The 25,848-nt window shown below is 45.4% G+C and carries 25 protein-coding genes and 1 other RNA gene; 25 read left to right on the top strand and 1 reads right to left on the bottom strand.

Annotated features, from left to right (window positions below):
- The first annotated feature begins 326 nt into the window (after positions 1-326).
- The 25 genes from MKX41_RS17705 (at position 327) to rnpB (ending at position 24,009) form a co-directional block, all read left to right on the top strand.
- On the top strand, positions 327-686 hold the full coding sequence (locus MKX41_RS17705; protein WP_340972248.1) for a histidine triad nucleotide-binding protein: 360 nt from the start codon (positions 327-329) through the stop codon (positions 684-686).
- Positions 687-825: 139 nt separating this feature from the next.
- Positions 826-999 (top strand): 30S ribosomal protein S21, encoded by a 174-nt coding sequence (gene rpsU, locus MKX41_RS17700; RefSeq protein WP_036657994.1) that lies wholly within the window; start codon positions 826-828, stop codon positions 997-999.
- 15 nt (positions 1,000-1,014) lie between these two features.
- Positions 1,015-1,458, top strand: coding sequence for a GatB/YqeY domain-containing protein (locus MKX41_RS17695; protein ID WP_042190953.1), 444 nt, complete (start codon positions 1,015-1,017; stop codon positions 1,456-1,458).
- Between the two features lie 139 nt (positions 1,459-1,597).
- Entirely contained in the window at positions 1,598-2,962 is a 1,365-nt protein-coding gene (locus MKX41_RS17690) for an NfeD family protein (protein ID WP_076284868.1), read from the top strand.
- Between the two features lie 63 nt (positions 2,963-3,025).
- Entirely contained in the window at positions 3,026-4,027 is a 1,002-nt protein-coding gene (floA, locus tag MKX41_RS17685) for a flotillin-like protein FloA (protein ID WP_042190951.1), read from the top strand.
- An 18-nt stretch (positions 4,028-4,045) separates the two neighbouring features.
- Complete coding sequence (locus tag MKX41_RS17680) at positions 4,046-4,597, top strand: hypothetical protein (protein WP_340972241.1); 552 nt, start codon at positions 4,046-4,048, stop codon at positions 4,595-4,597.
- Positions 4,598-4,768: 171 nt separating this feature from the next.
- Entirely contained in the window at positions 4,769-5,062 is a 294-nt protein-coding gene (yqfC, locus tag MKX41_RS17675; protein ID WP_060621997.1) for a sporulation protein YqfC, read from the top strand.
- On the top strand, positions 5,059-6,240 hold the full coding sequence (gene yqfD, locus MKX41_RS17670; RefSeq protein WP_042190946.1) for a sporulation protein YqfD: 1,182 nt from the start codon (positions 5,059-5,061) through the stop codon (positions 6,238-6,240). The genes yqfC and yqfD overlap by 4 nt, the downstream gene beginning before the upstream one ends.
- A 15-nt stretch (positions 6,241-6,255) precedes the next feature.
- Positions 6,256-7,227, top strand: a complete 972-nt coding sequence (locus MKX41_RS17665) for a PhoH family protein (RefSeq protein WP_042190944.1) — start codon at positions 6,256-6,258, stop codon at positions 7,225-7,227.
- 14 nt (positions 7,228-7,241) lie between these two features.
- A complete protein-coding gene (locus tag MKX41_RS17660) occupies positions 7,242-9,497 on the top strand; it encodes an HD family phosphohydrolase (protein ID WP_076299663.1) in 2,256 nt (751 codons plus the stop codon).
- On the top strand, positions 9,494-9,991 hold the full coding sequence (gene ybeY, locus MKX41_RS17655) for an rRNA maturation RNase YbeY (protein WP_076117315.1): 498 nt from the start codon (positions 9,494-9,496) through the stop codon (positions 9,989-9,991). Before MKX41_RS17660 ends, ybeY begins: the two co-directional genes overlap by 4 nt.
- Entirely contained in the window at positions 9,991-10,386 is a 396-nt protein-coding gene (locus tag MKX41_RS17650; RefSeq protein WP_042190936.1) for a diacylglycerol kinase family protein, read from the top strand. The genes ybeY and MKX41_RS17650 overlap by 1 nt, the downstream gene beginning before the upstream one ends.
- Positions 10,387-10,586: 200 nt before the next feature.
- Positions 10,587-11,006, top strand: coding sequence for a cytidine deaminase (locus tag MKX41_RS17645; protein ID WP_149647613.1), 420 nt, complete (start codon positions 10,587-10,589; stop codon positions 11,004-11,006).
- Between the two features lie 652 nt (positions 11,007-11,658).
- Positions 11,659-12,552 carry a GTPase Era gene (gene era, locus MKX41_RS17640; protein WP_042190933.1) on the top strand — a complete coding sequence of 298 codons (894 nt, stop codon included), beginning with the start codon at positions 11,659-11,661 and terminating at the stop codon, positions 12,550-12,552.
- 112 nt (positions 12,553-12,664) lie between these two features.
- Positions 12,665-12,808: a YqzL family protein gene (locus tag MKX41_RS17635; RefSeq protein WP_076117313.1), complete on the top strand. Its 144-nt coding sequence runs from the start codon at positions 12,665-12,667 to the stop codon at positions 12,806-12,808.
- A gap of 36 nt (positions 12,809-12,844) precedes the next feature.
- On the top strand, positions 12,845-13,600 hold the full coding sequence (gene recO, locus MKX41_RS17630) for a DNA repair protein RecO (RefSeq protein ID WP_042190931.1): 756 nt from the start codon (positions 12,845-12,847) through the stop codon (positions 13,598-13,600).
- Between the two features lie 425 nt (positions 13,601-14,025).
- A complete protein-coding gene (gene glyQ, locus MKX41_RS17625; RefSeq protein WP_042130314.1) occupies positions 14,026-14,913 on the top strand; it encodes a glycine--tRNA ligase subunit alpha in 888 nt (295 codons plus the stop codon).
- Entirely contained in the window at positions 14,906-16,981 is a 2,076-nt protein-coding gene (gene glyS, locus MKX41_RS17620) for a glycine--tRNA ligase subunit beta (protein WP_340972231.1), read from the top strand. The genes glyQ and glyS overlap by 8 nt, the downstream gene beginning before the upstream one ends.
- Positions 16,982-17,220: 239 nt before the next feature.
- Positions 17,221-17,697 carry a YaiI/YqxD family protein gene (locus tag MKX41_RS17615; protein ID WP_042194373.1) on the top strand — a complete coding sequence of 159 codons (477 nt, stop codon included), beginning with the start codon at positions 17,221-17,223 and terminating at the stop codon, positions 17,695-17,697.
- Positions 17,698-17,736: 39 nt separating this feature from the next.
- The gene (dnaG, locus tag MKX41_RS17610) at positions 17,737-19,557 is read left to right on the top strand and encodes a DNA primase (protein WP_042190927.1); all 1,821 of its coding nucleotides are present in this window, start codon (positions 17,737-17,739) and stop codon (positions 19,555-19,557) included.
- A 40-nt stretch (positions 19,558-19,597) separates the two neighbouring features.
- The gene (gene rpoD / locus MKX41_RS17605; protein WP_042130309.1) at positions 19,598-20,731 is read left to right on the top strand and encodes an RNA polymerase sigma factor RpoD; all 1,134 of its coding nucleotides are present in this window, start codon (positions 19,598-19,600) and stop codon (positions 20,729-20,731) included.
- A gap of 106 nt (positions 20,732-20,837) precedes the next feature.
- Positions 20,838-21,662, top strand: a complete 825-nt coding sequence (locus tag MKX41_RS17600; protein ID WP_339798000.1) for a hypothetical protein — start codon at positions 20,838-20,840, stop codon at positions 21,660-21,662.
- A gap of 5 nt (positions 21,663-21,667) precedes the next feature.
- Positions 21,668-22,438 carry a tRNA (adenine(22)-N(1))-methyltransferase gene (locus tag MKX41_RS17595; RefSeq protein WP_339271763.1) on the top strand — a complete coding sequence of 257 codons (771 nt, stop codon included), beginning with the start codon at positions 21,668-21,670 and terminating at the stop codon, positions 22,436-22,438.
- Entirely contained in the window at positions 22,414-23,529 is a 1,116-nt protein-coding gene (locus MKX41_RS17590) for a Nif3-like dinuclear metal center hexameric protein (protein ID WP_076284780.1), read from the top strand. Before MKX41_RS17595 ends, MKX41_RS17590 begins: the two co-directional genes overlap by 25 nt.
- Before the next feature lie 64 nt (positions 23,530-23,593).
- Positions 23,594-24,009, top strand: an RNA gene (rnpB, locus tag MKX41_RS17585) — RNase P RNA component class A.
- A 533-nt stretch (positions 24,010-24,542) separates the two neighbouring features.
- Here the strand turns inward: rnpB and MKX41_RS17580 are convergent.
- On the bottom strand, positions 24,543-25,763 hold the full coding sequence (locus MKX41_RS17580) for an aminotransferase-like domain-containing protein (protein ID WP_340972223.1): 1,221 nt from the start codon (positions 25,761-25,763) through the stop codon (positions 24,543-24,545).
- Positions 25,764-25,848 lie beyond the last annotated feature (85 nt).

The following is a 25,848-nucleotide window of genomic DNA, read 5'->3' as shown; positions in this document are numbered from 1 at the left end:
CAACGCGCTGTTATAATACAGCTAAGCCGACATTACTTTAGAAACACCTCGGCGGACGTATGACCGGGAATGTACTCCTTTTCATACGTCCGCCGCCGAATCAGCTTTATAAGCTGTGAAGGGTGTTTCTCTTTTTTTTGCCTTTTTAGGCCCTACGGGTATTTATATAGCTCAACTTCATTTGTAAACGGATTTCATTCTGTAATAGATACAGTTTTAGAGTGTGGATGTTGAATCTTCTAGCGTCTTTCGTAATTGGTGATTATCCTGTATGATTATCTTATGATGAAGTGGAATTTAACCAATTTTTAGGAGGCAAGCACTCTATGGAGACCGTTTTTAGCAAAATTATTGAGGGTACTATTCCTTCCAAAAAAGTATTTGAGAACGAACGTATTCTTGCATTCTACGACATCGAGCCGGCTGCACCGGTACATGTGTTGATCATTCCAAAGAAGTTTATTGCTTCCATGAATGATGTCACACCTGAGGATCTTCCGCTAATTGCAGAAATTCACAGTGTAGCGCAACAGATCGCTATCGACCTTGGGATTGCCGAATCTGGTTATCGTTTGATCAATAATTGTGGTCCAGATAGTGGACAAGCTGTGCCTCATCTTCATTATCACTTGCTTGGTGGGGCCAAGCTGGGAGCTCTCATAGGAAACTCAGCTTCTCACGCATAGTACAATCATTAAATGTTGAAGAACTTGCCAGAAAAAAAGAATAACACGAAGGTTGACACCCTATTTCCGTTTGACCTATAATGGAATTTGATAAACCGTGTTATGCTCTTGGACGGTATGGTCGGAGGGAGGGGAAACTGTGTCTGAAACGAAAGTTCGCAAAAACGAGACAATTGATGCTGCACTTCGTCGCTTTAAACGTTCCATCGCAAAAGATGGTGTCTTGGCTGAGGTGAAGAAACGCAAACATTACGAAAAGCCAAGCGTTAAGAAAAAGCTGAAGTCTGAGGCTGCTCGTAAGAGAAAGTTTTAGGAGGATTACCCACGCATGAATCTTAGCGAGAGATTGAACGAAGATATGAAGCAAGCGATGAAGAGTAAGGACAAGTTCACGCTCTCCACGATTCGAATGGTTCGTTCTACAATAAAGTATCTTGAAATAGATTTGAAGAGAACATTGGACGACAACGAAGTGCTTGATATCCTTAGTCGTGAAATCAAACAGCGCAAAGATGCCCTCCAAGAATTTGAATCAGCGGGTCGCGACGAGCTTGCCGCGAGTACGAAGGCAGAAATCGAGATTATTATTAAGTATCTTCCCGAGCAACTTTCCGAAGAAGAAATTAAAGCAATTGTACAGCAGACCATCCAGGAAACCGGTGCTTCTTCGAAAAGCGAAATGGGTAAGGTCATGAGCGCACTGATGCCTAAGGTCAAAGGTCGCGCCGATGGTAAACTCGTGAACCAAGCGGTTCAGCAATTTCTGCAATAATATAGCGCCAGCACCCCTTGTAAAAGGGGTGCTTTTCTTTGTTTTGAAACGTAATTACGCTTACAACGTAATAAAGTTTATGTGTCCCGGGTCAAGTTGAAGAAGGGAGGTAAAAACATTGAAAAGATTACGGAAAATTATGTTAGCCAGCATTCCAGTTGTTTTACTGCTACTGCTCTTAACGCCGTTTATCCCGAATGTCAGCGCTGATGTAACAGTACCAAAAGCACCGAATGCTGCGAATGGTGAGATGAAGAAAGGCCCTGTGTTTATTATTCCGGTTGATCAGAAAATTGAAAGAGGTCTGCAAAGCTTTTTGGAAAGAGGGTTCGCAGAAGCTGCTAATTATGGAGCGGTTCTAATTGTACTGGAGGTGGATACACCGGGTGGACTGGTGAGTTCAGCAGAACAGATTGGGACGATGGTAAGAGATAGTGACATACCTACGGCTGCTTTTATTAAAGGTGATGCCGCTTCCGCAGGCAGTTACATAGCACTTAACGCAGGTGCAATCATCATGAAGCCGGGCAGCATGATCGGTTCTGCATCTCTAGTAGATAGTAGCGGCCAGAAAGTAGACGACGCGAAGATGGTCTCCTACTGGAAATCAAAAATGATTGGAGCCGCTGCTCTAAATGAGCGTGATCCTGATATTGCTGCGGGAATGGTCGATAGTAATTTGGTTGTGGATAAGCCAGATCTTGGCGTATCTAAAGCGCAGGGTGAAATTATTGCCTTGTCTAGTGACGAAGCTTTAAAAGCTGGTTATGCTGATCAAATTACAACCACTCCAGAAGAGGCGATTACTTGGTTAGGTTATACTACAGATGACATTTTTCGTGTGGAGCATACGGGTGCCGAGAAAATGTCGCAATTTCTGACGAATCCGATTATTATGACGATTTTGCTATTCATCGGGATCACAGGCATTGTGATTGAGTTGATCGTTCCGGGCTTCGGTGCACCTGGGATTATTGGGACATTAGCCTTTGTTTTATATTTTTTCGGAAATTCTGTAGCAGGGTTTGCCGGATCAGAGACTTGGCTTTTGTTCATAATCGGACTTGTCATGCTTGTGTTGGAGCTATTCGTGCCGAGCTTTGGGATATTGGGGATACTTGGTTCCGTGAGCCTTGTGGCAGGTGTCGTACGCGCAGCATACAGCTTCACACATGCATTGTTTAGTCTCGGTATCGCATTCGCGGCTGCAACAGTAGTCATTGTGATTGTGGCTGTCGCCTTTAAAGAACGTGGAATTTGGAATAGGTTTATTTTAAAGGATACGCTCTCTAAAGATCAGGGATTTGTACCTGTTGAAGAGAAGTTAAGCTTAGTTGGAGCTATAGGAAACAGTATTACTCCACTTCGTCCATCCGGAACGGCTATGATTGGCGGCGAGCGAGTAGATGTCGTTACTGAAGGCAGCTTTATTAGTGTTAATGCACCGGTCTCTGTTGTAAAAGTTGAGGGCGGACGGATTGTAGTGAAGGAAATTAAGGAATAAGGTAAAAGATAAAAGGTATGGCGAATAGTAGCTCCACAATAATTTACTGGAGGTTGTAAAGTTATGGAAGCATCTTTAATTACTTTTTTGTTGATTGCGGTAGTCGTAGTCATTTTGTTGAGTGTCTTTTTAAGCTTCTTCCCGGTCATGCTCTGGATTTCTGCACTGGCGTCAGGGGTTAGGATTAGTATTATTACCCTAGTAGCGATGAGGCTGCGTCGTGTAACACCAAGTCGAATCGTTAATCCAATGATTAAAGCGACTAAGGCAGGTCTTGGGCTGAATATTAATCAACTGGAGAGCCACTATCTCGCAGGTGGTAACGTAGACCGGGTGGTTAATGCGCTTATTGCAGCACAACGTGCAGATATTCCTTTGGAATTTACACGCGCAGCGGCTATTGATCTTGCAGGACGCGATGTGCTTCAGGCTGTGCAAATGAGCGTTAACCCTCGTGTAATTGAAACACCAGTTGTTGCGGCTGTCGCTAAAAACGGGATTGAAGTTAAGGTAAAAGCACGTGTAACTGTACGTGCCAATATCGATCGTCTCGTGGGTGGTGCGGGTGAAGAAACAATCATTGCCCGTGTTGGTGAAGGGATTGTAACGACAGTAGGTTCAAGTGATTCACATAAAGATGTCTTGGAAAACCCGGATTTGATTTCTCGGACGGTATTGTCGAAAGGTCTGGATTCAGGTACTGCTTTTGAGATCCTCTCTATTGATATTGCGGATATCGATGTAGGCAAGAACATCGGTGCGTATCTTCAAACCGAACAAGCAGAAGCGGATAAACGTATTGCACAAGCTAAGGCAGAAGAACGCAGAGCAATGGCTGTCGCTCATGAGCAAGAGATGAAAGCACGTGTAGTTGAGATGAAGGCGCTGGTTGTGGAAGCTGAATCTCAGGTGCCTATGGCGATGGCTGAGGCACTCAGAAATGGTCAAATCGGTGTGATGGACTACATGAACATCAAAAATATCGAGGCAGATACCCAAATGCGCGGTTCCCTCGGCAAAATGAATGATCAGGACGATAATAACCGTCCTAACAATAATAAATAAAAGGGGATGTGAATCTCCATGAGCTGGATCTATATTGTTGCGGTTATTATCTTCGCGATTGTATCCAATGTGAACAAAGCTACGAAGAACAAACCCAAAGGTACTACACGCGGAGGGATGCCGACCTTTGGCGGAGGAGACGGGAATCCTCTCCACCGTAATAAGGATGTAGACGGGAACAGAGATCAGCCAGAACAGTCTGGTAGCGGGTTTCCTGCTCCTATTACTACATCCTCCCGTGAGTATGACGCATCACCTGCCTTTCCAGAGCCTGCGTACATCCCGACACCAGATTATTCTACTGGAGAAGGTATGTCTTTGGAGCATGCTGATGACGGAGTTGAGTTACGCACACAAAGAATGCAGGAAGAGGTGCGGCGTCTTCAATCTGCTTTTGATGGAATAGCGGGAGCAGATCCCAGGTCGAAGAAGACGAAGAGTTCATCCCCTGATACAGATGTTCAGTCAAATAGAACAGGGAATAGGGATGAGCTGCGTAATGGTGTGGTTTGGGCGGAGATTCTAGGACCTCCGCGTGCTCGCCAGCCGCATTCCTCCCGAAGATCGTAATTTTCGGTCAAGTAAACAATTAAGCCTTAGCTTTCTTATCTTAACGATAGGAAAGCTGAGGCTTTTTTTATGTTTTTTATACTTGAAAGGTGCTCCTTTATGAGTTCTTCTCATAAACAAAAGCGTTGCCGCATAAGGTGTACAGAAGGCAGGAAGGGGGAGCGTCTACTTATGACCCGTATTGGCCGCAGGCTGCGGGGATGGACAAACGGGGTGTTGGATTTACCACAGGACTTACTACAGGAAATGCCCCGGATCACCCTGATCGGCAATAAGGAACTGTATATCGAGAATCATCGCGGCGTGCTGCATTTTTCCTCAGGCCAGCTTAAGCTCGCGTTAGCTAAAGGATCGCTTGAAATCACAGGCGAGGATCTTGTCATTCGCAATATTCTTGGTCAGGAGCTGGCAGTAGAAGGCATTATCGGAGAGATCAGATATAAAGAAAGCGAGGGGAAATCATGAAGGAACCACCTCTTTCATCACTGCGGGGATTCGTTACACTGCATGTGACGGGGCCTCAGGTGGAGAGATTCATTAATGTCATTTCTGAAGCAGGTATAGTGATTTGGGATGTGAGGCCCGCTGAGGGCGGCGCTTCCCTTAAGCTGCTTCTGAATGATTTTTATGTCCTCCGTCCAATTTTAAAGAAGACAGGCTGTCGGATGCATGTTACAGGAAGAAGCGGACTGCCTTTTTTGATGGCGCGGCTTTGGAAACGTAAATTTTTTGGCATGGGAATATTGATATTCGGGATTATGCTCTTTATGTTATCTACGATGGTATGGAGCATTAGAGTCGAGGGGAATGAAAAAATTGCCTCCGAGGATATATTGGCAGCTGCTCGCCAGGAGGGGGTGTATCCTTTTCAATGGATATGGCGTCTGGATGAGCCGGACAAGCTCTCTAAGGGGCTCCTGGCCCAATTACCCGGCGTTTCATGGATAGGGGTGCAGCGGACGGGGACGAGCATTAAAATTCAGGTGGTAGAATCTAAACAGCCGGATATCAAACCTCTGCTTAGTCAGCGGCATTTGATTAGCAGAACAGATGCGGTGGTAACTGAAATATATGCGGAGCAGGGCAGACCGGTTGTGGCGCGTAACTCACGGGTTAAAAAAGGGGATATCCTGATCTCGGGTGCTTTAGGCGACGAAGAGAATGTACAGTACGTGGTGGCTAAAGGTGAGGTTAAGGGTCTAGTGTGGCATGAATACAATATAGAGGTGCCTCTTACAACAACAAATAGCTCATATACAGGGGAGCGTAAGGACCGAACCTATCTGGTGCTTGGTAAATGGGCTATCCAGCTATGGGGTTATGGCGATTCTCCTTTTGAGAAATCACGAACACTTACTGAGCATGATCCGCTGTCCTGGCGGTCCATTAAGCTGCCGCTGGGCCTAATGACTGAGAAAGAAATGGAGATTAGTGAAACAAGTGAGACATTAACTCCAGAGGCTGGATTTGAAAAGGGAATAGAGCGAGCGAAGAATGATATTTTGGCGCGTTATGGCGTTGATAGCGTCATCAAAAGTCAAAAAGTTTTGCATGAGAAGAAAGAGAATGGTAAAGTTTATATGAAAGTGATCTTTGAAGTAGAAGAAAAAATTTCCGAAGAACTGCCAATAGTAAACAATTGAGGAGAATGAGGCTACTTGTCAGAACAGACTGCAAGCATTCGTATTACTTTGCAAAATGCGGGAGAAGCGCAATCGCTGTTCGGCCCGCAAGATGGATTTCTAAAAATCATCGAGAGTGAAATTCCTGCTATTATTGATTCCCGTGAAGCAGAGTTAACGATACGTGGTGCGGAGCGGGAAGTAGACATGCTGGGACAATTGTTTAATGTGTTGCTGTCCCTCATTCGGAGCGGTTACATACTTACTGAACGTGATGTGCAGTACGCTGTGGAGCTGGCGAAAGACTTTCGAGTCGATCAATTGCTCGATTTGTTCAAGGGAGAAATTACAACAACTTTTCGTGGAAAGCCTATCCGTGTCAAAACGATTGGCCAGAAGCATTATGTGACAACGATCAAGAAGCGTGATATTGTATTCGGAATCGGTCCTGCAGGAACGGGTAAGACCTACTTGGCGGTAGTGCTTGCAGTTACGGCACTAAAAGAAGGTTCTGTTAAGCGTATCATTCTTACGCGCCCAGCAGTAGAAGCAGGAGAGAGTCTAGGGTTCCTCCCAGGGGATTTGCAAGAAAAGGTAGATCCATACCTCCGTCCGTTATATGATGCCTTATACGACGTTATGGGGCCCGATCAGGTGGCTAAGGCACTTGAACGGGGATTGATTGAAATTGCTCCGCTCGCTTATATGCGTGGTCGTACGCTGGATGATTCATTTATTATTTTGGATGAAGCCCAGAATACAACGCCTGAGCAAATGAAAATGTTTTTAACTCGACTCGGCTTCGGCTCCAAAATGGTGATTACGGGTGACGTTACCCAGATTGACCTGCCTCGCGGCAAGAAATCCGGTTTGATTGAGGCTAAAGCGATTTTATCCGGCATAGAAGAACTCGGTTTTGTTTATTTTGCGGAGCAGGATGTAGTACGGCATTCCCTGGTGCAGAAAATTATCGTTGCCTATGACCGCTCTGCCGAAAACCTCCAATAAAGGGGATTGTCTTCATGGCTTCAAAGCAACCATCTAAATTAAGCGGATTTGTATATACGAACAACGGATGGAAGTATAGCGCGGCGACACGCTATGCTCTTTTCCTGTTACTCGGACTTGTGTTCTACTTCAGTCTGTCGCCCGATCTACTACCTAAGCGGTACGATATTAAAGAGAATACGCTCAGCGCGAAGGAGATAACAGCGCCTAAGCAAATTTTGGACAAGAAGGCAACACTAAAGGCGGCGGAAGAAGCGGCCGAAGGTGTATCTCCAAAGTATAAAATCATCCCGATGAGGGCCGATAATCTTGTGACATCGCTGCTGGACCGGATTGATCGCCTGAATCAGGATGATTTGATTTCGCAAAGCGATAAGACTGAGATTTATCGTGATGAGATCCCGCAGAGAGCCAATGATTTTATTTTGAATTTCATAGCCTCAAATCGGGGTGGAGGCACTTATTCCGATCATCTTTTGGAGGAAATGCAATCTGTCATAAAAGAGCAGACCTATGTCATTCCAGATGAAACTTACATTAAGATTCCGCGACTGACCTCTCAGGACATTATCGAAATGAAGCCTGTTGCTCGTGATATTGTGACTAGGCTGATGAACGATCAGATCACAGATGCCCAGACTGCGCGCGCCAAAGTGGCGGAGCAGGTCAGTATCAGTTCTCTGAGTCAGCGTACGGCACGTGAGGTTGTGCAAGAGTTAGTCCGACTCGTTATTACAAGCAATAAGTTCTATGACGAAGATGCAACGAAGGAAGCGAAAGTACAGGCTCGTGAGAACACACCTGATGTGTTTATTGAGCAAGGGGAGGTTCTTGTCGCTAAAGGGCAAAAAATCACCCCTGAGCTGTACGCCCTATTGGATGAGAATGGCCTGCTAAGCAATGAGGTCAACTATTGGCCTCAGGTTGGATTGCTATTACTTGCTACCATGCTATCTGCGGGTCTGATGGTGTTTATCCGTTACTCTGGCGGAACTGCGGGCTTCAAGTATAATAATTCCCAGTTATTAATGCTGGTGCTTGTGTTTGTTATTACGATCATCTCCATGCGGTTGACCGCAATTTTGCAGACGGATGTCCATTCCTATCTCGGGTATCTGGCTCCAGTAGCCATTGGTGCTATGCTGATTACCATGCTTCTGGATATGACATTAGCGTATTTCTGTTCTATTCTGATCAGTATACTCGCCAGTATCATTTTGAATGTTCAGCAGAATTCGGTGTTTGATTTTACCTTTGGCTTCTTTTCAATTGTTGTTTGTTATGTAGCTATTTTTGCCACTCATCGTGCAGGCCAGCGTTCCACATTATTAAAAGGCGGGATTATGGTATCCCTTTTTGGCTGTGTGACCGTCTTTATGCTGACCCTCTTAGCTGGTGGTGAATGGAAAGATGTAAGCACGCTGTATGCCGTTGGTTTTGCTTTTGCGAGTGGGCTTTTGACTGCAGTGCTTGTGATTGGTCTGATGCCTTTCTTTGAAGCTACCTTTGGTATTCTATCTGCCCTGAAGCTGGTAGAGTTGTCTAATCCGAACCATCCCTTATTGCGCAAGCTTCTTACGGAAACACCAGGAACCTATCACCATAGCGTAATGGTAGGTAACTTGTCAGAAGCGGCCGCAGAAGCGATTGGAGCAGATGGTCTATTGTGCCGGGTAGGATCGTATTATCATGATATTGGTAAAACAAAACGTCCGTTTTATTTTATTGAAAATCAGAATAATATGGAAAACCCACATGATTCTATTGAACCGAAGCTTAGTAAATCTATCATTGTAGCTCACGCCCGCGATGGGGTGGAGATGCAACGAGAATATAAGCTGCCCAAACCGATTCGTGATATTGCTGAGCAGCATCATGGGACGACGTTCCTGCATTATTTTTACCATAAAGCCCTGAAGCTGGCGGAAGAAAAAGGTGTAGAGCCTGATTTTACCGAGGAAGATTTCCGTTATCCTGGCCCGAAAGCCCAGTCGAAGGAATCGGCTGTTGTAGGAATTGCCGACAGTGTTGAAGCTGCGGTGCGATCCTTGCGCAAACCAACCGTCCTTCAGGTGGAAACGATGATTGAGAAAATTATTAAAAGTCGACTGGATGATCATCAGTTTGACGAATGTGATTTAACGATTAAAGAATTGGACATTATTGCACGGACGCTGAAAGAAACGGTCATGGGGATTTTCCATTCACGGATCGAATACCCAGAAGATGTGCGTAAGCCGAAAAAAGAGGAAGGGGCAGCTAACCCATGAGTTTGGAGATCGTTTGGGATAACGAGCAAGAAGAATACGAGATAAAGGACGATCTCATAGCACTGCTGGAGAGCATTTTGCAAAAAGCAGGTGAAGCGGAAGGGATTGATCAGGGAGAGGTTGCGCTTACTTTTGTCGATAACACTCGTATTCATGAGTTGAACTTGGAATACCGGGGAATTGACCGTCCGACGGACGTACTTTCTTTTGCGATGAATGAAAGCGGAGAGGACGAGCTGGACATTATATACGAAGTAGAAGAAGGCGAAGCGCTGGAAGATGTTCCGGATGTACTGGGAGATATCATCATTTCCGTAACTCGTGCTCAGGAGCAAGCGCAGGAATATGGTCATTCGCTGGAGCGTGAGCTTGGTTTCCTCTTTGTGCACGGATTTCTGCATTTGTTAGGATATGATCATCAGGATGAAGCTTCAGAGGCTGAAATGATGTCTAAACAAGAGAAAGTACTAGCTCAGGTTGGGTTGACTCGCTAATGGTGAAGAACACGGCGGTAGGACATAAGAAGTTCTGGCACTCTTTTCGGTTTGCATCGCAAGGTATCGTGTCGGCATTCAAATCCGAGCTTAACATGAAGGTGCATTGCTGTTTGGCTGTGGTTGTACTTGTTGCCGCTGCCGTGTTCAGACTTCCGCTGGCCAGTTGGATGTTGCTGCTCTTCTCCATCACGCTTGTCTTAACCGCCGAGTTGCTCAATACAGCAATTGAAGCGACGGTAGACTTGATCTCGCCGGAGATTCACCCACTGGCTAAGAGAGCAAAAGATACCGCCGCAGGAGCTGTGCTTCTTACGGCGGTGTTTGCTGTCTTAGTCGGGGTCTATGTTTTTTACCACCCGGTGATGGACTGGATTACCGGACTTATGTCATAATCAGGTTACAATTCAGGGGAGAGGCGGACCCGCGTTTTGCGATTCCGCCTCTTTGGTTACTGGATGTTTAGGAAGCAAGTTTTGTACGAAGAAAATTCAATGAAGTATTGCTAACAAAACAAAGTGGATGCTTTCGAAGCAAGTTTTGTACGAAGTGATTCCACGATGTAGCGCTAACAAAACTTTAGGAGGACCCAAATATGGATTCCGCTCTTCTTATGCAAGAAGCGATTAAAGCACGTGCTAAGGCATATATTCCTTACTCCCGATTCGGAGTTGGAGCCGCCCTTCTTGATCAGGATGGTCATATTCATCACGGATGTAATGTAGAAAATGCTGCTTTTGGCCCAACCAATTGTGCAGAGCGCACCGCGTTATTCCGTGCCATCGCTGACGGTCATGCTATCGGTTCTTTCAAGGCAATTGCCGTTGTTGCCGATTCCGATGGCCCCGTATCTCCTTGTGGTGTATGCCGCCAAGTTCTAATTGAGTTGTGTTCACCCGACATGAAGGTTATCCTTGGAAACATGAAGGGCGATATTGTTGAAACGACGGTGGGAGAATTACTTCCCGGCGCTTTTGGTCCCGTAGATCTGAAGCAAGGACAAGCTCCAGAGTAAAATGAGAGTTTGATTTAATGCCTATTTAAAGGAAAATCAGGTATAGTTAGACGAAGGTTGCTACTTTAATTGCACAATGTACAGTTAAATGCTACTCTTTCGCACAAAAATGAATTTAGTTGCAGATAGTGCAATTAAATTTATGATATAGTCCATATTTGGCTCTTAAGACAGGATTTAATTGCACAGAATACAACTAAAACACCAAAAGCATAACTCAAACTCAAATTAGTTGTACAAATACAATTAAAAGTGTGCGCTAACAATCAAGTTAGGCTAAAATCGTGCAAATTATGTGTTGTTAGAGTAACATTACGAGGTAAGCGCCGCGGCGAAGCCGCTAGCGATTCTTTGCACATCGTAACTTGAAACCCTGCCTGTAAGCTGCATCTCAGTAATCTTTATCCAAGGTGAGCTTAATGCGAACCGTGTGAATAAGCGATAGTGAAGCGTGTCCCCGATAGGGGACGAAAGCGCTCATGCACGACCGTTTCTAATCCCGCCGAACGTTGCAGGTACGCCTATTTCCGGGTGTCCAGAGGGCCGGGGCCCTTGGGGTCCCCCTTGGCTAAGGGGGATTTAGGGGGATCGAAAAAGATCTTGGAAGATTTTTGAACATGAATTTAGAAGGAAAGTATGGAAGGAAGATAATATGAAATTCAAATCAGGCTTTGTCGCAATTATCGGCAGACCGAACGTAGGCAAATCGACACTCATGAACCAGGTTATTGGACAGAAGATTGCAATCATGTCGGATAAGCCACAGACCACTAGAAACAAAATCCATGGGGTCTATACAACGAATAATTCGCAAATCGTGTTCCTGGATACACCAGGTATTCATAAAAGACAGTCCAAGCTAGGCGACTACATGAACCAAACTGCAATGAGCACGCTGGGTGAAGTTGAGGCTGTGCTGTTCCTTGTGGATGCTGCAGATGGTTTGGGCGGTGGAGACCGATACATTGCTGAGCAATTAAACGGACTTAAGACGCCAGTTATTCTTGTACTCAACAAGATCGATAAAATAGAGCCGGAAGCATTGCTCCCACTTATGGCTCAGTACAACAAGCTGCATAACTTTGCTGAAATCATTCCAATTTCTGCTAAGATGGGTAGCAATGTTAACACGCTGTTAGAGCAAGTCGCTAAGTATTTACCAGAAGGTCCGCAATACTACCCGGAAGATCAAATTACGGATCACCCTGAGCAATTTGTGTGCGCAGAACTAATTCGTGAGAAGATTCTGCATTTGACGCGCGAAGAAGTACCGCATTCCATTGCTGTGGCTATCGAAGATATGAGGGTTGAGCCGAATGGTGTGGTGCATGTGTCTGCCGTTATTTTTGTTGAACGTGATTCTCAGAAGGGGATCATTATCGGTAAGCAAGGTGCGCTGCTGAAAGAGGTTGGCAGACGCGCTCGGACAGACATTGAGAACCTTTTGGGTTCGAAGATTTTTCTGGAGCTATGGGTAAAAGTGAAAAAAGACTGGCGTAATCAGGACCGCGTTCTGCGGGATTTGGGCTTCCATAAAGACCTTTAAGATCTTTATCCGTCATTCCTCGTTTGGCAGGAATTGCAAGGATAGAACCTGGCTCATCGCACATCCTAATTCTTGAAGAGACATCGTCTTTCCCAAGAAAGGATGAATACGAATGCGAAACTTTTCGTGGAAGTATTTTGCAATGACAGGAGACGTCGATGCTTACCTGCTATACAAGGAAGCTGGCTATCCACTTGAAGACAGTGGATTACAGCTAGTGGAAGAAGAGAAGGTCTGTGATGAAGAAGCGCAATAAGGACTGGTTGCTTGCCGAATGGTTGGGGGAAGAGGCATGCTACACAGGGTGGAAGGGATCGTCATCCGCAGCATGGACTACGGCGAGGGGAACGCAATTATTACGCTTTGCACCGAGAACGCCGGGAAAGTAGGAGTTCTGGTACGAGGTGCTAAGAAGGTTAAGAGCCGCCATGCTGCCCTGATCCAGCTGTTCACCGTCGGGGAATTTGTTTTTTTTAGAAATAACGGAGGTCTTGGGACGCTGAATTCCGGCGAGATCACGAAGTCTCACCATCCTCTGCGTGAGGATTTGATTAAAGCAGCATATGCATCATACGCTTGTGAACTGCTTGATAAAGTCCTGCATGATGAGGAGACGGGGAGCTTCTGGTTTCGCCAGCTTACGGCCTGCTTGAATGCACTTGAAGAAGATAAGGAACCTGGAGTTATCATAAATGTTTATGAAATGAAAATTTTGCAAGCAGCCGGTTATGGTCCAGAGTTCGACACCTGTGTGATATGTGGAGCTGAAAAGCCTGATGAACAACTGCTGATAAGCCCTCGCCTTGGTGGAGCACTCTGCCGCAGCTGTAAACATAATGATCCTCCAGCAATGGAGGTCTCTGCTCGTGCGTTGAAATTACTACGCTTATTCGCCAGACTTGATCTAACTAGATTAGGGAATGTGGATGTCAAAGAAAGCAGCCGTGATGAGCTAAAAAAAATTATGCGTGCCTTTATGGATGTGCAGCTTGGATTAAAGCTAAAATCACAGAATTTCCTGGATCAGCTCGACAAGTACAAGATTTGACGAAATCTGATTTTTCCGTTACTATAGGAACAGTTTAATTATAAGATTATCGCCGTTTTGCTCCACTTCGGGAGAACGTGCATTGATCGGGAAAGTAATGAGCGATATTGTCGCGATTCAGCGAGCTGGGGGTAGTGAGAGCCTGGCGGGACAATGTTCATGAACATGGCACCCGGGAGTACGGATACGGCGAATGAAAGTGGATTTCGTTCTTGTCTTTAGCAAGTGATATTGCTGAATCAAGGGTTGGAATCAAGTAGGGTGGAACCGCGGGAGAATAAGTTAAGCTCTCGTCCCTATGTCTGTTAATCAGGCATGGGGGCGGGGGTTTTTTGTTGCTGTCAGGAGCGAAAAATGCCGCCTCCATGGTAAGAAGTTTTAAGCAAGATGAACTAAAAAACTTGTAAAGCGAAGGAGACGGTATTATGAACTTTCAGCAGATGATTTTGACGCTGCAGCAGTTCTGGGCTGAACAGAACTGTATTATCGTACAGCCTTATGACACTGAAAAAGGCGCCGGCACGATGAACCCTATGACATTTTTACGCTCACTAGGTCCTGAACCATGGAGAGTTGCGTACGTAGAGCCTTCACGTCGCCCATCCGATGGACGTTATGGGGAGAATCCGAACCGTCTGTATCAGCATCATCAATTTCAAGTCATTATCAAACCATCGCCTGATAACATTCAAGAGATTTACTTGGATAGTTTGAAAGCACTCGGCATTGATCCGCTCTTGCATGATATCCGTTTTGTTGAGGATAACTGGGAGAACCCTTCGCTGGGTTGTGCAGGCCTAGGATGGGAAGTATGGCTAGATGGTATGGAAATCACTCAGTTTACGTACTTCCAACAGGTCGGTGGAATTGAGGCCAATCCAGTTGCCGTAGAAATTACTTACGGAATGGAGCGGCTAGCATCCTACATTCAAGATAAAGAAAATGTATTTGATCTTGAATGGGTTAGCGGCATGACTTATGGTGATGTTTTTCATCAACCGGAGTTTGAGCATTCTACTTACACCTTTGAAGTATCTGATGTAAAAATGCTATTTTCACTGTTCAACATGTACGAAGAAGAAGCGCGTAGAGCGATGGAGCAGCATCTTGTGTTCCCTGCCTATGATTACGTGTTGAAATGCTCACATAGCTTTAATCTGCTGGATGCACGTGGAGCCATCAGTGTTACTGAACGGACTGGATTTATTACCCGAGTGCGTAATCTTGCCCGCTCTGTAGCGGCAACATATCTTGAGGAACGCGAGAAGCTTGGCTTCCCGCTGCTGAAGAAAGAAGGTGCTGACCGTGTCTAAAGATATCCTGTTTGAGATCGGTCTGGAGGAAATTCCTGCACGTTTTATCCGCGCTGCGATGGAACAGCTGCAAGATAGAACATCCAAGTGGTTGGATTCTGCACGGATTACCCATGCTGGAGTTACTGCTTATGCAACGCCACGTCGTCTCGCTGTTTTTGTTAAGGATGCGGCTGAGAAGCAAGAGGATATCAGCGAAGAAGTCAAAGGACCATCACGCAAAATCGCACTGGATGCAAACGGGGACTGGAGCAAAGCTGCTTTAGGGTTTGCCCGTAGTCAGGGTGTATCTCCGGAGCAATTTACGTTCAAAGAGCTTGCTGGAGTTGAGTATATCTATGCTACTAGAAATAGTGCTGGGGTAGAGACAGCTTCGTTGCTTTCTGAAGGTCTTTTAGGGATCGTAAATACGATGACTTTTCCGAAAAACATGCGTTGGGGAGCTTACGATTTTAAATTCGTGCGTCCGATCCGCTGGTTAGTTGCTCTTTTCGGGAAAGATATTATTGATTTGGAAATTACGGATGTAAAAGCGGGTAATGTGAGCCGTGGACATCGTTTTCTGGGTACAGAGACTGTAATTTCGGAGCCTGCACAATATGTTGAGATCATGCGTGCGCAGCATGTTCTTGTAGACGTGAAGGAACGGGAAGAATTGATCCTGAAACAAATCAATCAATTGGCTGAAGAAAAAAGCTGGACGATTGCGATCAAAGAGGATCTTTTGGAGGAAGTACTGTTCCTAGTTGAAACACCAACCGTGTTGTTCGGAACCTTCGACCCATCTTTCTTGAACATTCCACAGGATGTGTTGATTACTTCGATGCGTGAGCATCAGCGGTATTTCCCGGTATTTGATGCAGCGGGCAAACTTCTGCCTTTCTTCGTAACGGTGCGTAACGGGAATGCAGTATCTTTGGATGTTATTGCTAAGGGTAATGAGAAGGTACTCCGTGCTCGTCTATCAGATGCCAAATTCTTCTATCAAGAAGATCAAAAGATGAAGATTGATGATGCACTAGCCAAATTGGAGAATATCGTCTACCATGAAGAGCTTGGCAGTGTTGGAGATAAAGTGCGTCGTATTCGCCAAATCTCCGATCGTCTTGCTGTAAAGTTGGGATTGTCTGATATAACCCTTTCTGAAGTAAGTCGGACTGCTGATATTTGCAAATTCGACCTTGTGACTCAAATGGTTTATGAATTCCCAGAACTTCAAGGCACCATGGGTGAAGATTATGCACGCAAAGCAGGAGAACCTGAAACTGTGGCAAAAGCAATCTTTGAGCATTATCAGCCAAGGTTCGCGGGTGATGCAGTACCATCGACAGATGCCGGTTCAGTTGTCAGCATTGCGGACAAGATCGATACGATTGTAGGTTGCTTCTCTATCGGTATTATCCCAACAGGCTCACAGGATCCTTACGCACTGCGTCGCCAGGCTGCAGGGATTGTTCAAATCGTGCTGGAGCATAAATTGCCGATTACGCTGCGCGAGATTTTTGAAGCAGCGATTGAAATTCATAAAAATTCAGGGAATTCGAAACATTCTGACGATGAACTACGTATAAACCTGTACGAGTTCTTCGGTCTGCGTGTTAAACGACTTTTATCCGACAATGTACGCTATGATGTTGTGGACGCTGTTACAGCAGCTGGCTTTGACAACGTGGTAGATGTTGTGGGCAGAAGCCGTGCGCTTATGGGTGCTGTGTTAGACCAAGCAGACTTTAAAATTACAGTAGATTCACTCACTCGTGTCAGTAATTTGGCAGCTAAAGCAACCAGCGAAGTGATTGATCCTTCTTTACTTAAAGAAGATGCTGAGCTGAAGCTGTACAAGACATGGCAGGAATTACACACACCGTATCTTGAAGCGATGTCCGCGAATAATGCCGAAGAAGCACTCCGTATTCTCTCGGGTCTAAAAGATGCTGTTACAGCATTTTTCGATTCCGTTATGGTTATGGCAGAGGATGAGCAGGTACGTGCTAACCGTTTAGCTTTGCTAGCTGGTATTGATGCTGACTCCAAGGCGTTTGCTGATTTTGGCAAGCTCGTTTGGTAAACGACTGAGCACCGGAGTTCCCGGCTGAATTCAAGATTCGACATTTGATCAAAGGACAGCTTTTTGAACAACATCTATAAGAAAAGTTTGTGTCTTATGGTATAGAATGTTGGTTTGGGGTATAAATATACGGAACGGTGCCAATGCGTCATTTGACATCCGTTCCGTATTTATGCATAGAAAGAAGGATTTCTTGCGGTAAGGGCGTATATATATTACACGGGAAATTGGTGATGATCATGGAGAAGAAGTCCCGGTCTAGAACTATAGTCGTGGATGGGGATGCTTGTCCGGTCAAAAAAGAGATAGCTGAAGTTGGTCGCGCCTTTGGTGTGCCGGTACTGATGGTATCTTCTTATGACCATGCACTGAAAGCTGAAGAGGGTGTAACGGTTGTGCAGGTGGACCGGGGAGATCAGAGCGCCGATCTATATATTGCCAATCATATTTCTGCAGGAGATGTGGTATTGACTGGGGACTATGGTCTTGCAGCACTTGCACTCGGGAAACGTTGCAGTGTTCTTTCTTTTCGTGGCCAGGAATATGACGATTCCAAAATGGATTTTATGTTGGAAGGCAGGCATGCCAGGGCCGTGGAACGAAGACGGGGACATTATTCTAAGGGTCCAAAACCTATAACGGCAGAAGAAAAAATATATTTTCAACATAAAATGACAAAACTTTTAATACTTTTGCAGGAGAATGTGGAGCAATAGCGAATTATATTTATTTGTTAAGAATTGAAGGTGGTTGAAGTGGCTAGCGGACACGGGAATATTCCGGAAGAAGTTATCGAAAGCGTGCTTGCACGTCATGATATTGTCGATACAGTCGGTAAGGTAGTCCATTTGTCCAAGCAGGGGAAATATTTATGGGGCCTCTGCCCGTTCCATTCGGAGAAAACCCCTTCCTTTACAGTTACCCCCGACCGGGGAGTATTTCATTGCTTTGGCTGCGGCATGGGTGGAAATGCCATCAAATTTAGGATGGAAATCGAAGGATTAACCTTCCCCGAAGCCGTCAAAATAATGGCTGAAGAAAGTGATATTCCCGTTCCTGAAGGTAAGGGAGGCCTAATGTCTCCTCCTGATCCGGAACGCGATCGGTTGATTCAAGCTTATGAATGGTCTGCAAAGTTTTATCATTACTTGCTGAAGAATACGGAACACGGCAAAGCCGCAATGGAGTATTTAAGAGCCCGGAACTTCAGCGATAAAATGATTGACCAGTTTCAGATCGGATATGCTCCGGACCGCTGGGATACTTTGCTACAATTTTTGGAGAAACGGAATTTTGACCTTGCTGAGATGGAGAAAGGTGGACTCTTGTCTGCCCGAGGTGAGGGTAAAGGCTATATAGACCGTTTCCGTGGTCGGATTATTTTTCCGATTGCGAACCGCACAGGCAAGGTGATTGCGTTTGCCGGAAGAATTTTTGGTGAAGGACAACCCAAGTATCTTAATTCTCCAGAGAGTAGATTGTTTAACAAAAGCCGGATTTTATACAATTTGCACCAGTCCAAAGCATCCATCCGCAAAACGCGGCAAATCGTCCTCTTTGAAGGATACGGAGATGTCATTTCGGCCTGGGAAGCAGGTGTGCATAACGGTGTAGCAACAATGGGAACATCTTTAACTGAAAGTCATGTAGCACTGATGAAGAGTCTGGCCGATGAAATTGTACTGTCTTATGACGGTGACCGGGCAGGACAAGCAGCTGCTATGAAGTCCATTCCAATGCTTGAAGGCAGTGGCTTGCGTGTAAAGATCGCCTTACTGCCAAGCGGGCTCGATCCAGATGAATTCATCTCAATGCATGGTGGAGAAAGGTTTATGGATCAAGTTATTGATTCAGCGGTTTCATCCATAAAATTTAAGCTTATATATCTGAAAAAAAACCATATACTCCTAGAGGAAGATGGCAAAATTGCCTACGTCAAAGAAGCTTTGGAGGTCATTGCTTCGTTACATTCCTCGACAGAGAGAGAGGTTTACCTAAGGGAAATCGCTTCTGAGCTGGAACTTTCATATGATAGTTTGAAGCAGGATTGTAATTTACTTAGGGCATCGATGCAAAAAAACATCCCTGAAGGGGATAATAACGACAAAAGGTGGAATAATGGTAGGCATAAAAAAGGGCAAGTGCAGACACCAACTTTGCTGCCCGCTTATCATGTCGCGGAACGGCGTCTACTGTCCTTTATGATTCAGGACCCGGAAGCTGCCACGTATGTGGGCGAACGCCTCGGAGAAGATTTCAACATCGATGATCATGCGGCAATTGCCGCTTATCTATATGCCTATTACGCGCAAGGCAAACCACCCGGCATTAGTCGGTTTCTATCATCGCTTCAGGATGATCGTCTAGAGAAAACTGCTACATCAATTTCCATGATGGATACACCTCCAGACTGGAATATGCAGGTGCTGGATGATTGTATCCGTGAAGTACGGAAATACCCACTGCAGCGCAAGATGGATCAAAAGCGTGAAGAGATGATTCAGGCGGAAAAGTCAGGTGACTTTTTGCGTGCAGCACAAATAGCAAGTGAGATTATAGCCCTAGAGAGACAATGAAATGTTGACAGGATGTACCTAGGGAGGAGGGAGTCGAATTATGGCGAACGATCAGCATACTGAATTGGAAGCAGAATTTACTTTGGATCAGGTTAAGGATCAGCTTATTGAGCAAGGCAAGAAAAGATCATCATTGCTATACAAAGATATTATGGAGAAATTATCGCCGTTTGATCAAGACCCCGAGCAAATGGAGGAGTTCTATGAACAACTCAGTGATTTGGGGATTGAAGTTGTAAACGAGAACGATGAGGAGGTTAACAGCCTCCGGCCAAATGAGGACAATGAAGACAAAGAGGGCGATGAGTTCAGCTTTGATGATGATTTGTCACTGCCGCCAGGGATTAAGATTAATGACCCTGTCCGTATGTATCTAAAAGAAATTGGACGCGTTCCGCTGTTGTCGGCTGACGATGAAGTAGAGCTTGCTATGCGTATTAAGAATGGTGACGAGGAAGCCAAACGTCGTCTCGCTGAAGCGAACCTACGTCTTGTAGTAAGTATTGCTAAACGTTATGTTGGACGCGGTATGCTGTTCCTTGATTTGATTCAGGAAGGTAATATGGGTCTGATCAAAGCGGTAGAGAAATTTGACCATAACAAAGGGTTCAAATTTAGTACGTATGCAACTTGGTGGATTCGTCAGGCCATTACCCGCGCGATTGCGGATCAGGCACGTACGATTCGTATTCCTGTACACATGGTTGAGACGATCAACAAGCTGATTCGTGTCTCTCGTCAATTGCTGCAAGAACTGGGACGTGAACCTTCGCCAGAGGAAATTGCGGCTGAGATGGAGCTGACGGTTGAGAAAGTTAGAGAAATCATGAAAATTGCCCAAGAACCAGTATCGCTCGAAACACCGATCGGTGAAGAAGACGATTCACATCTGGGAGATTTCATTGAGGATCAGGAAGCCTTGGCTCCTGCGGATGCAGCAGCTTATGAACTGCTGAAGGAACAGCTGGAGGATGTACTGGACACGCTCACGGAGCGTGAAGAGAATGTACTTCGTCTGCGTTTTGGCCTAGATGATGGCCGGACGAGAACACTTGAAGAAGTGGGCAAAGTGTTCGGTGTTACCCGCGAACGGATTCGCCAGATTGAAGCTAAAGCATTACGTAAGCTTCGTCACCCTAGCCGCAGTAAACGGCTTAAGGATTTCCTTGAATAGTATTTCATGAACTGGACCTTCTGCTGCTCAGTAGCAGGAGGTTCTTTTATTTGAATTACGACCCTAAAAGTGCTGACCTTGTGTATCTGGAAAGAAGGATGAGCCAGTGAATTTGGAAAAACGCGAAATTATTATAAAAGAGATACAGTATTGGAGAAATAACAAATTGCTGCCAGAGCAATATTGTGACTTCTTAACCAACCTGTATGATGATGAAGCTGCGGCGAAGGATAACAATCCGATTTCGCTGAAGAATCTACAGCAGGGAAACATCAAAATTTGGCTGTTTGGTTTTGGAATTATTTCCTTGATTTTCTTGATTAGTCTTTATTTTAGCGTTTTTCCCTGGCCTTTGCAACTTGCAACAGCACTATCCGTATTAATTATTTGTTATGGATACTCAGCGGTTTACAGGAACCGAAATCATGTTATTAGTCTTATCCTGGCGGGGCTGGGCAGTGTGTTATTGCTTGGTTTTGGGCTATGGCTGATTGCTTTGCATGATCTTGATCCTCAGCTCTGGAGACCGATTCTGATTGGGGCTTGTGGCTTGTTATGGTGCATTCTGGGATTTGTGCTCCGTATAGGCTTGCTGCAGTATTGCGGTTATGCTTTTTGGGCCTTATTATATGCGGGATTCTTCGGTGGAAAACGCCCTGAGGCTTCGATGCTAGAGCTTGAGCTCTTATGGCTTCCACTCTGTGTAATGATGGTGTGGCTGAGCTGGCTATTACATCACAAAGTTAAAGGCGTTGCCAGTGTTTTTTTTGCAGTGGGAGTATCACTATGGATGATGCCGGAACTCGATGCTCTTTTATTGAGGCAGGATTATCCACAGTGGATTTCGTTTATGCTAATTTTAAAAATTGCGGTAGGCTTGGCCCTGCTGTTCTTGTTTCGAAAAAAATGGATAACGTGGGTGGCAACATGAACAATGTGAAATTATCAGATCGACTTCAGCAATTGCTGGAACAAATTCCGCAAGGAAGCAGGTTGGCAGACATCGGCTCTGATCATGCTCTGCTTCCTGTGGCTGCTGTAGAAAGCGGTAAGGCTGTATTCGCAGTAGCAGGTGAGGTAAACCCGGGTCCCTTTGATGCTGCTTGTAAGGGCGTTGCAGAGGCCGGATTAGGGAAGATAATCTCGGTGCGTCGAGGAGATGGCCTTGAGGTACTGGAACCTGGTGAAGTTAATTGTATCACGATCGCTGGCATGGGAGGGGCTTTAATTGCCTCGATTTTAGACCGTGGTCAGAGTCAAGGCAAGCTTAAGGATGTTACAACACTGGTACTTCAACCGAATGTGGGCGAGGATATTTTGCGCCGCTGGCTGTTAAATAATGAATGGGTTCTTACCGCTGAAAGTATTCTGGAAGAAGACGGCAAGTTATATGAAGTATTAACAGCTGTACCAGAGGATGCAGGTGCCGGAATTACAAATGCCAATGTATATCGAGAGATAACGTTAGGCGATTCCGCTATGGTTCGTGGTCAGGAGACCTTGCTACAGATGGGACCTTTTCTGATTCAAGCACCGAATGAAGTGTTTTTTGCCAAATGGCAGGGAGAGGTTCAAAAATTGGAAGGCATTCTTACTTCATTGTCACGTTCAGAACTCGAATCTGCGGAGAATAAACGAAAATTAATTCGAGAACAGATCAAGGAGATTACGGAGGTGCTGCAATGCTTGCCAAAGGACAAACAGTAATTCAATATATGGAGCAGCTGGCTCCAAAGCATTTAGCTGAAGATTGGGACAAAGTCGGTCTGCAACTAGGTTCCTTACAGAAAGAAATAACCAATGTACTGGTTGCACTGGATGTGAACGATGAAGTCGTTGAAGAGGCAATTCGTCTCGGCTGTAATCTAATCATTGCCCACCATGCGATTATTTTTCGTCCGCTGCAAGGGATTCAAACAGACACTCCAATGGGCCGAATGTATGAAAAATTGATTAAAAATGACATCGCGGTATACATCAGTCATACTAATCTGGATGTTACCGAAGGTGGAATGAACGATTGGATGGCGGAAGCTCTTGGTATAGAGAACGGAGTGCCTATTAAAGACATTCATTCCGAGCAATTGTCAAAGCTGGTTGTGTTTGTGCCGAAGGATCATCATCAGAAGGTACTGGATGCCATTTTGAATGCAGGAGCAGGGGCAATCGGCAACTATAGTCATTGCAGCTTCAATATCGAGGGATACGGGACTTTTATTCCGGGAGAAGGCACAGATCCTTATATCGGGGAAAAAGGGAAGCTGGAGCGTGCTGAGGAGATCCGTATTGAGACAATCGTGCCACACAATATCCGCAATAAAGTGGTACAGGCTATGCTCAAGGCTCATCCTTATGAAGAGGTTGCCTATGATTTGTACACGATGGATCTTAAAGGCCGCAGTTTAGGGCTTGGGCGGGTTGGAAAGCTCAAAGAGCCTACCACACTTGGGCAATTCGTTGAGACGGTAAAAAAAGGTCTGAAAGTTGACCATGTACGTGTTGTGGGTGATTTGGATCGTCCAATTCGTAAAGCGGCTGTTCTCGGCGGTTCGGGTGGAAAGTATTATAACAGTGCTATTTTCCGCGGTGCGGATGTGTTGGTTACGGGAGATCTTGATTACCATACAGCACAGGATGCCGTGCTCGCTGGGATCACTCTGATTGATCCAGGACATAATGCAGAGAAGATCATGAAAGAGAAAGTAGCAGAGTGGATGACTGGGAAACTGGTGGAGCATAAGTACGATACAGCTGTACATGCTTCGCAGGTGAATACGGAGCCATTTAAGTTCCTATAAAATTGCCATTTAATAATGCTTGTGCCAGACAGGTGATGTCTGTATAATATATAATGTTGTTCGGAAAGTTTGACAGACAATCGCCGGTGACGTGAAGACGTCACGGGAGGAAAGTCCGGGCTCCATAAGGCAGGATGCTGGATAACGTCCAGTCGGCGCGAGTCGAAGGATAGTGCCACAGAAATGGACCGCCGATGGCCGCCTTAGGGCGGCACAGGCAAGGATGGAACCGAGGTGTAAGAGACCCCGAGGAACGCTGGTGACTTCGTTCCTGGTAAACCCCATCTGGAGCAAGACCTAATGAGACGCAGCAGATTCCTTTATTGGAATAGGCAGCCTTAGCCTGAGGCGCGTCTAGGTTGGTCGCTGGAGCTGTGCAGTAATGTACGGCCTAGATAGATGATTGTCGCTTATGGTGGGAGGGTAGTTCCCGATTGAACCACGACGAGCACAGAACCCGGCTTACGGCAAACTTTCCTAACTGCAACGTTATGATAACAACAACAACCATACAAGCGGCGGCGTATCTCGGGAAACCGGATCACGTCGCTTTTTTATAAATATAAGAAAGTATAAGCTTCACGTTATACATTATCCTTATATTTCTCTCATAAATGCTTACCGTCCTTATAACGCTAAAGGTGTTTATGCTCGTGGCAAGAAGATATGTAGAAAGTGGGAAACGTGTAGCATGGGTAATTATCAGATTTGCGGGTTCTGCGGACATTTATATGAACGAAACAATAAGAGAATGTGCAATAGTTGTGATGAGATGTATCAGAGAATCAGGCAAATCGTAGAGACTTCACCCGACACGATGGTATTAAATATATCCCTTCAGACAGGGGTAAGTGTCAGCCGAATCATGTCTTTTGTTGAAAATGGATATTTTAGGATCAATAAAGATAGCATAGAAGTATTTAAGAAGTAAATTATTCTAAGCATGGCTGGAAAATAAAAAAAACCCGTCTTCCTGATCCGATAAAGGATGAAGAAGACGGGTTTTGTCATGCTCATGATCGAATGCCGGTCTGACTTTCCTGCCATTGTACCAACACTTTCTCCAGACGCTGAACAGCAACGGGTACAAGCTCAGGTGGCGTATGTGTGAAATTCAGACGCATCTTATTCTTATGGGGCTGTGATGAATAGAACACTTCACCTGGAACAAAAGCAACACCGTTCTCTACTGCTAGAGGAAGTAATTCCTTCGTGTTGATCTCTTGGGAAAGTGTTAGCCATAGGAACATACCGCCTCGTGGCTCCAGAAAATGAGCTCCTTCCCAGTTCTGCGATCGGAGTTCCGCCGATAAGAACTTCATTCGAGAATAATATTCTCGTGAGATGACACGGATATGCTGCTCAATATCGAAATGCAACAGCAGTTCATCTAAAGCGCGCTGGTCAATAGTGCTAGAATGCAGATCAGCTGCTTGCTTTGCTTTGGCGATGGTCTTGATTAGATTGGAATCGCCGATAATCCAACCGGTACGCAGGGCAGGGGCTACGATTTTGGAAAAAGTTCCAGTGTAAGCGACACAATAATCGCCGTCATAACTTCTGTCGATGGACGCTAGTGAGGGTGGATAAAGATCTTTATTCTCCTCAAAGGTTATTTCACCGTAGGGATTATCCTCCAAGATAAGAACATTGTAGCGGCGGCAAATTTCCACCACTTTCTCACGGCGTTCCTTACTCCAGGTTGCTCCTGAAGGATTGTTAAAGGTCGGAACTGCGTATAGGAGTTTGGGCCGTAGTTTCTGAATTTGATCTTCCAGGTGATCAGGCAGAATGCCTTGCTCGTCGTTATTTATCGTATGAATATCAGCTCGGTAAGAGCCAAGTACTTGTAAGGCTGCCAGATAAGTAGGAGCTTCAACAAGGACAGCATCACCGGGATCAAGCAGTATTTTACATAATAAATCTATGGCTTGCTGGGAACCTGTGGTCAGAATCATCTCAGACGCTGTAACAGGGATTCCTTGCCGAGTAAGTCTTTCAGCGATTTTGTCACGTAGTGGAGTAAAGCCCTCGGTTAGTCCGTATTGAAGCGCTGAGGTATCGCTGGAGAGTACGCGGTTGTAAGCGTCCCTTACTGCTTCCAAGGGAAACAAATCCTCCCCAGGCAGCCCGCCCGCAAGTGAAATAATGTCATTGCCCTGTGTAACCTTTAGAATCTCACGAACGGCTGACGATCCTAGATGATTGGCTGCGGCCGAGTATTTGATATCCATAAATGAGTTCTCCACCTTTCGATTTGGTGCTATCATAATAGGAATACTGTATAACAGTAAAGCGTTGAATATAACAGTGGAGGTG

The organism is Paenibacillus sp. FSL R5-0475, assembly GCF_038004585.1.
Classification (GTDB): Bacteria; Bacillota; Bacilli; order Paenibacillales; family Paenibacillaceae; genus Paenibacillus_AQ.
Note: the sequence above shows the minus strand (reverse complement) of the source record. Positions and strands in the feature narration are given on the sequence as shown.

Excerpts from the sequence above, each read along its gene's own strand:
- recO (WP_042190931.1), top strand. The coding sequence starts at position 12,845 with ATGCTACACAGGGTGGAAGGGATCGTCATCCGCAGCATGGACTACGGC.
- yqfC (WP_060621997.1), top strand. The coding sequence starts at position 4,769 with ATGACCCGTATTGGCCGCAGGCTGCGGGGATGGACAAACGGGGTGTTG.
- MKX41_RS17695 (WP_042190953.1), top strand. The coding sequence starts at position 1,015 with ATGAATCTTAGCGAGAGATTGAACGAAGATATGAAGCAAGCGATGAAG.
- MKX41_RS17705 (WP_340972248.1), top strand. The coding sequence starts at position 327 with ATGGAGACCGTTTTTAGCAAAATTATTGAGGGTACTATTCCTTCCAAA.
- MKX41_RS17635 (WP_076117313.1), top strand. The coding sequence starts at position 12,665 with ATGCGAAACTTTTCGTGGAAGTATTTTGCAATGACAGGAGACGTCGAT.
- yqfD (WP_042190946.1), top strand. The coding sequence starts at position 5,059 with ATGAAGGAACCACCTCTTTCATCACTGCGGGGATTCGTTACACTGCAT.
- era (WP_042190933.1), top strand. The coding sequence starts at position 11,659 with ATGAAATTCAAATCAGGCTTTGTCGCAATTATCGGCAGACCGAACGTA.
- floA (WP_042190951.1), top strand. The coding sequence starts at position 3,026 with ATGGAAGCATCTTTAATTACTTTTTTGTTGATTGCGGTAGTCGTAGTC.
- MKX41_RS17645 (WP_149647613.1), top strand. The coding sequence starts at position 10,587 with ATGGATTCCGCTCTTCTTATGCAAGAAGCGATTAAAGCACGTGCTAAG.
- MKX41_RS17590 (WP_076284780.1), top strand. The coding sequence starts at position 22,414 with ATGCTTGCCAAAGGACAAACAGTAATTCAATATATGGAGCAGCTGGCT.
- glyQ (WP_042130314.1), top strand. The coding sequence starts at position 14,026 with ATGAACTTTCAGCAGATGATTTTGACGCTGCAGCAGTTCTGGGCTGAA.
- ybeY (WP_076117315.1), top strand. The coding sequence starts at position 9,494 with ATGAGTTTGGAGATCGTTTGGGATAACGAGCAAGAAGAATACGAGATA.
- MKX41_RS17650 (WP_042190936.1), top strand. The coding sequence starts at position 9,991 with ATGGTGAAGAACACGGCGGTAGGACATAAGAAGTTCTGGCACTCTTTT.
- MKX41_RS17580 (WP_340972223.1), bottom strand. The coding sequence starts at position 25,763 with ATGGATATCAAATACTCGGCCGCAGCCAATCATCTAGGATCGTCAGCC.
- MKX41_RS17690 (WP_076284868.1), top strand. The coding sequence starts at position 1,598 with ATGTTAGCCAGCATTCCAGTTGTTTTACTGCTACTGCTCTTAACGCCG.
- MKX41_RS17680 (WP_340972241.1), top strand. The coding sequence starts at position 4,046 with ATGAGCTGGATCTATATTGTTGCGGTTATTATCTTCGCGATTGTATCC.
- MKX41_RS17615 (WP_042194373.1), top strand. The coding sequence starts at position 17,221 with ATGGAGAAGAAGTCCCGGTCTAGAACTATAGTCGTGGATGGGGATGCT.
- rpoD (WP_042130309.1), top strand. The coding sequence starts at position 19,598 with ATGGCGAACGATCAGCATACTGAATTGGAAGCAGAATTTACTTTGGAT.
- MKX41_RS17660 (WP_076299663.1), top strand. The coding sequence starts at position 7,242 with ATGGCTTCAAAGCAACCATCTAAATTAAGCGGATTTGTATATACGAAC.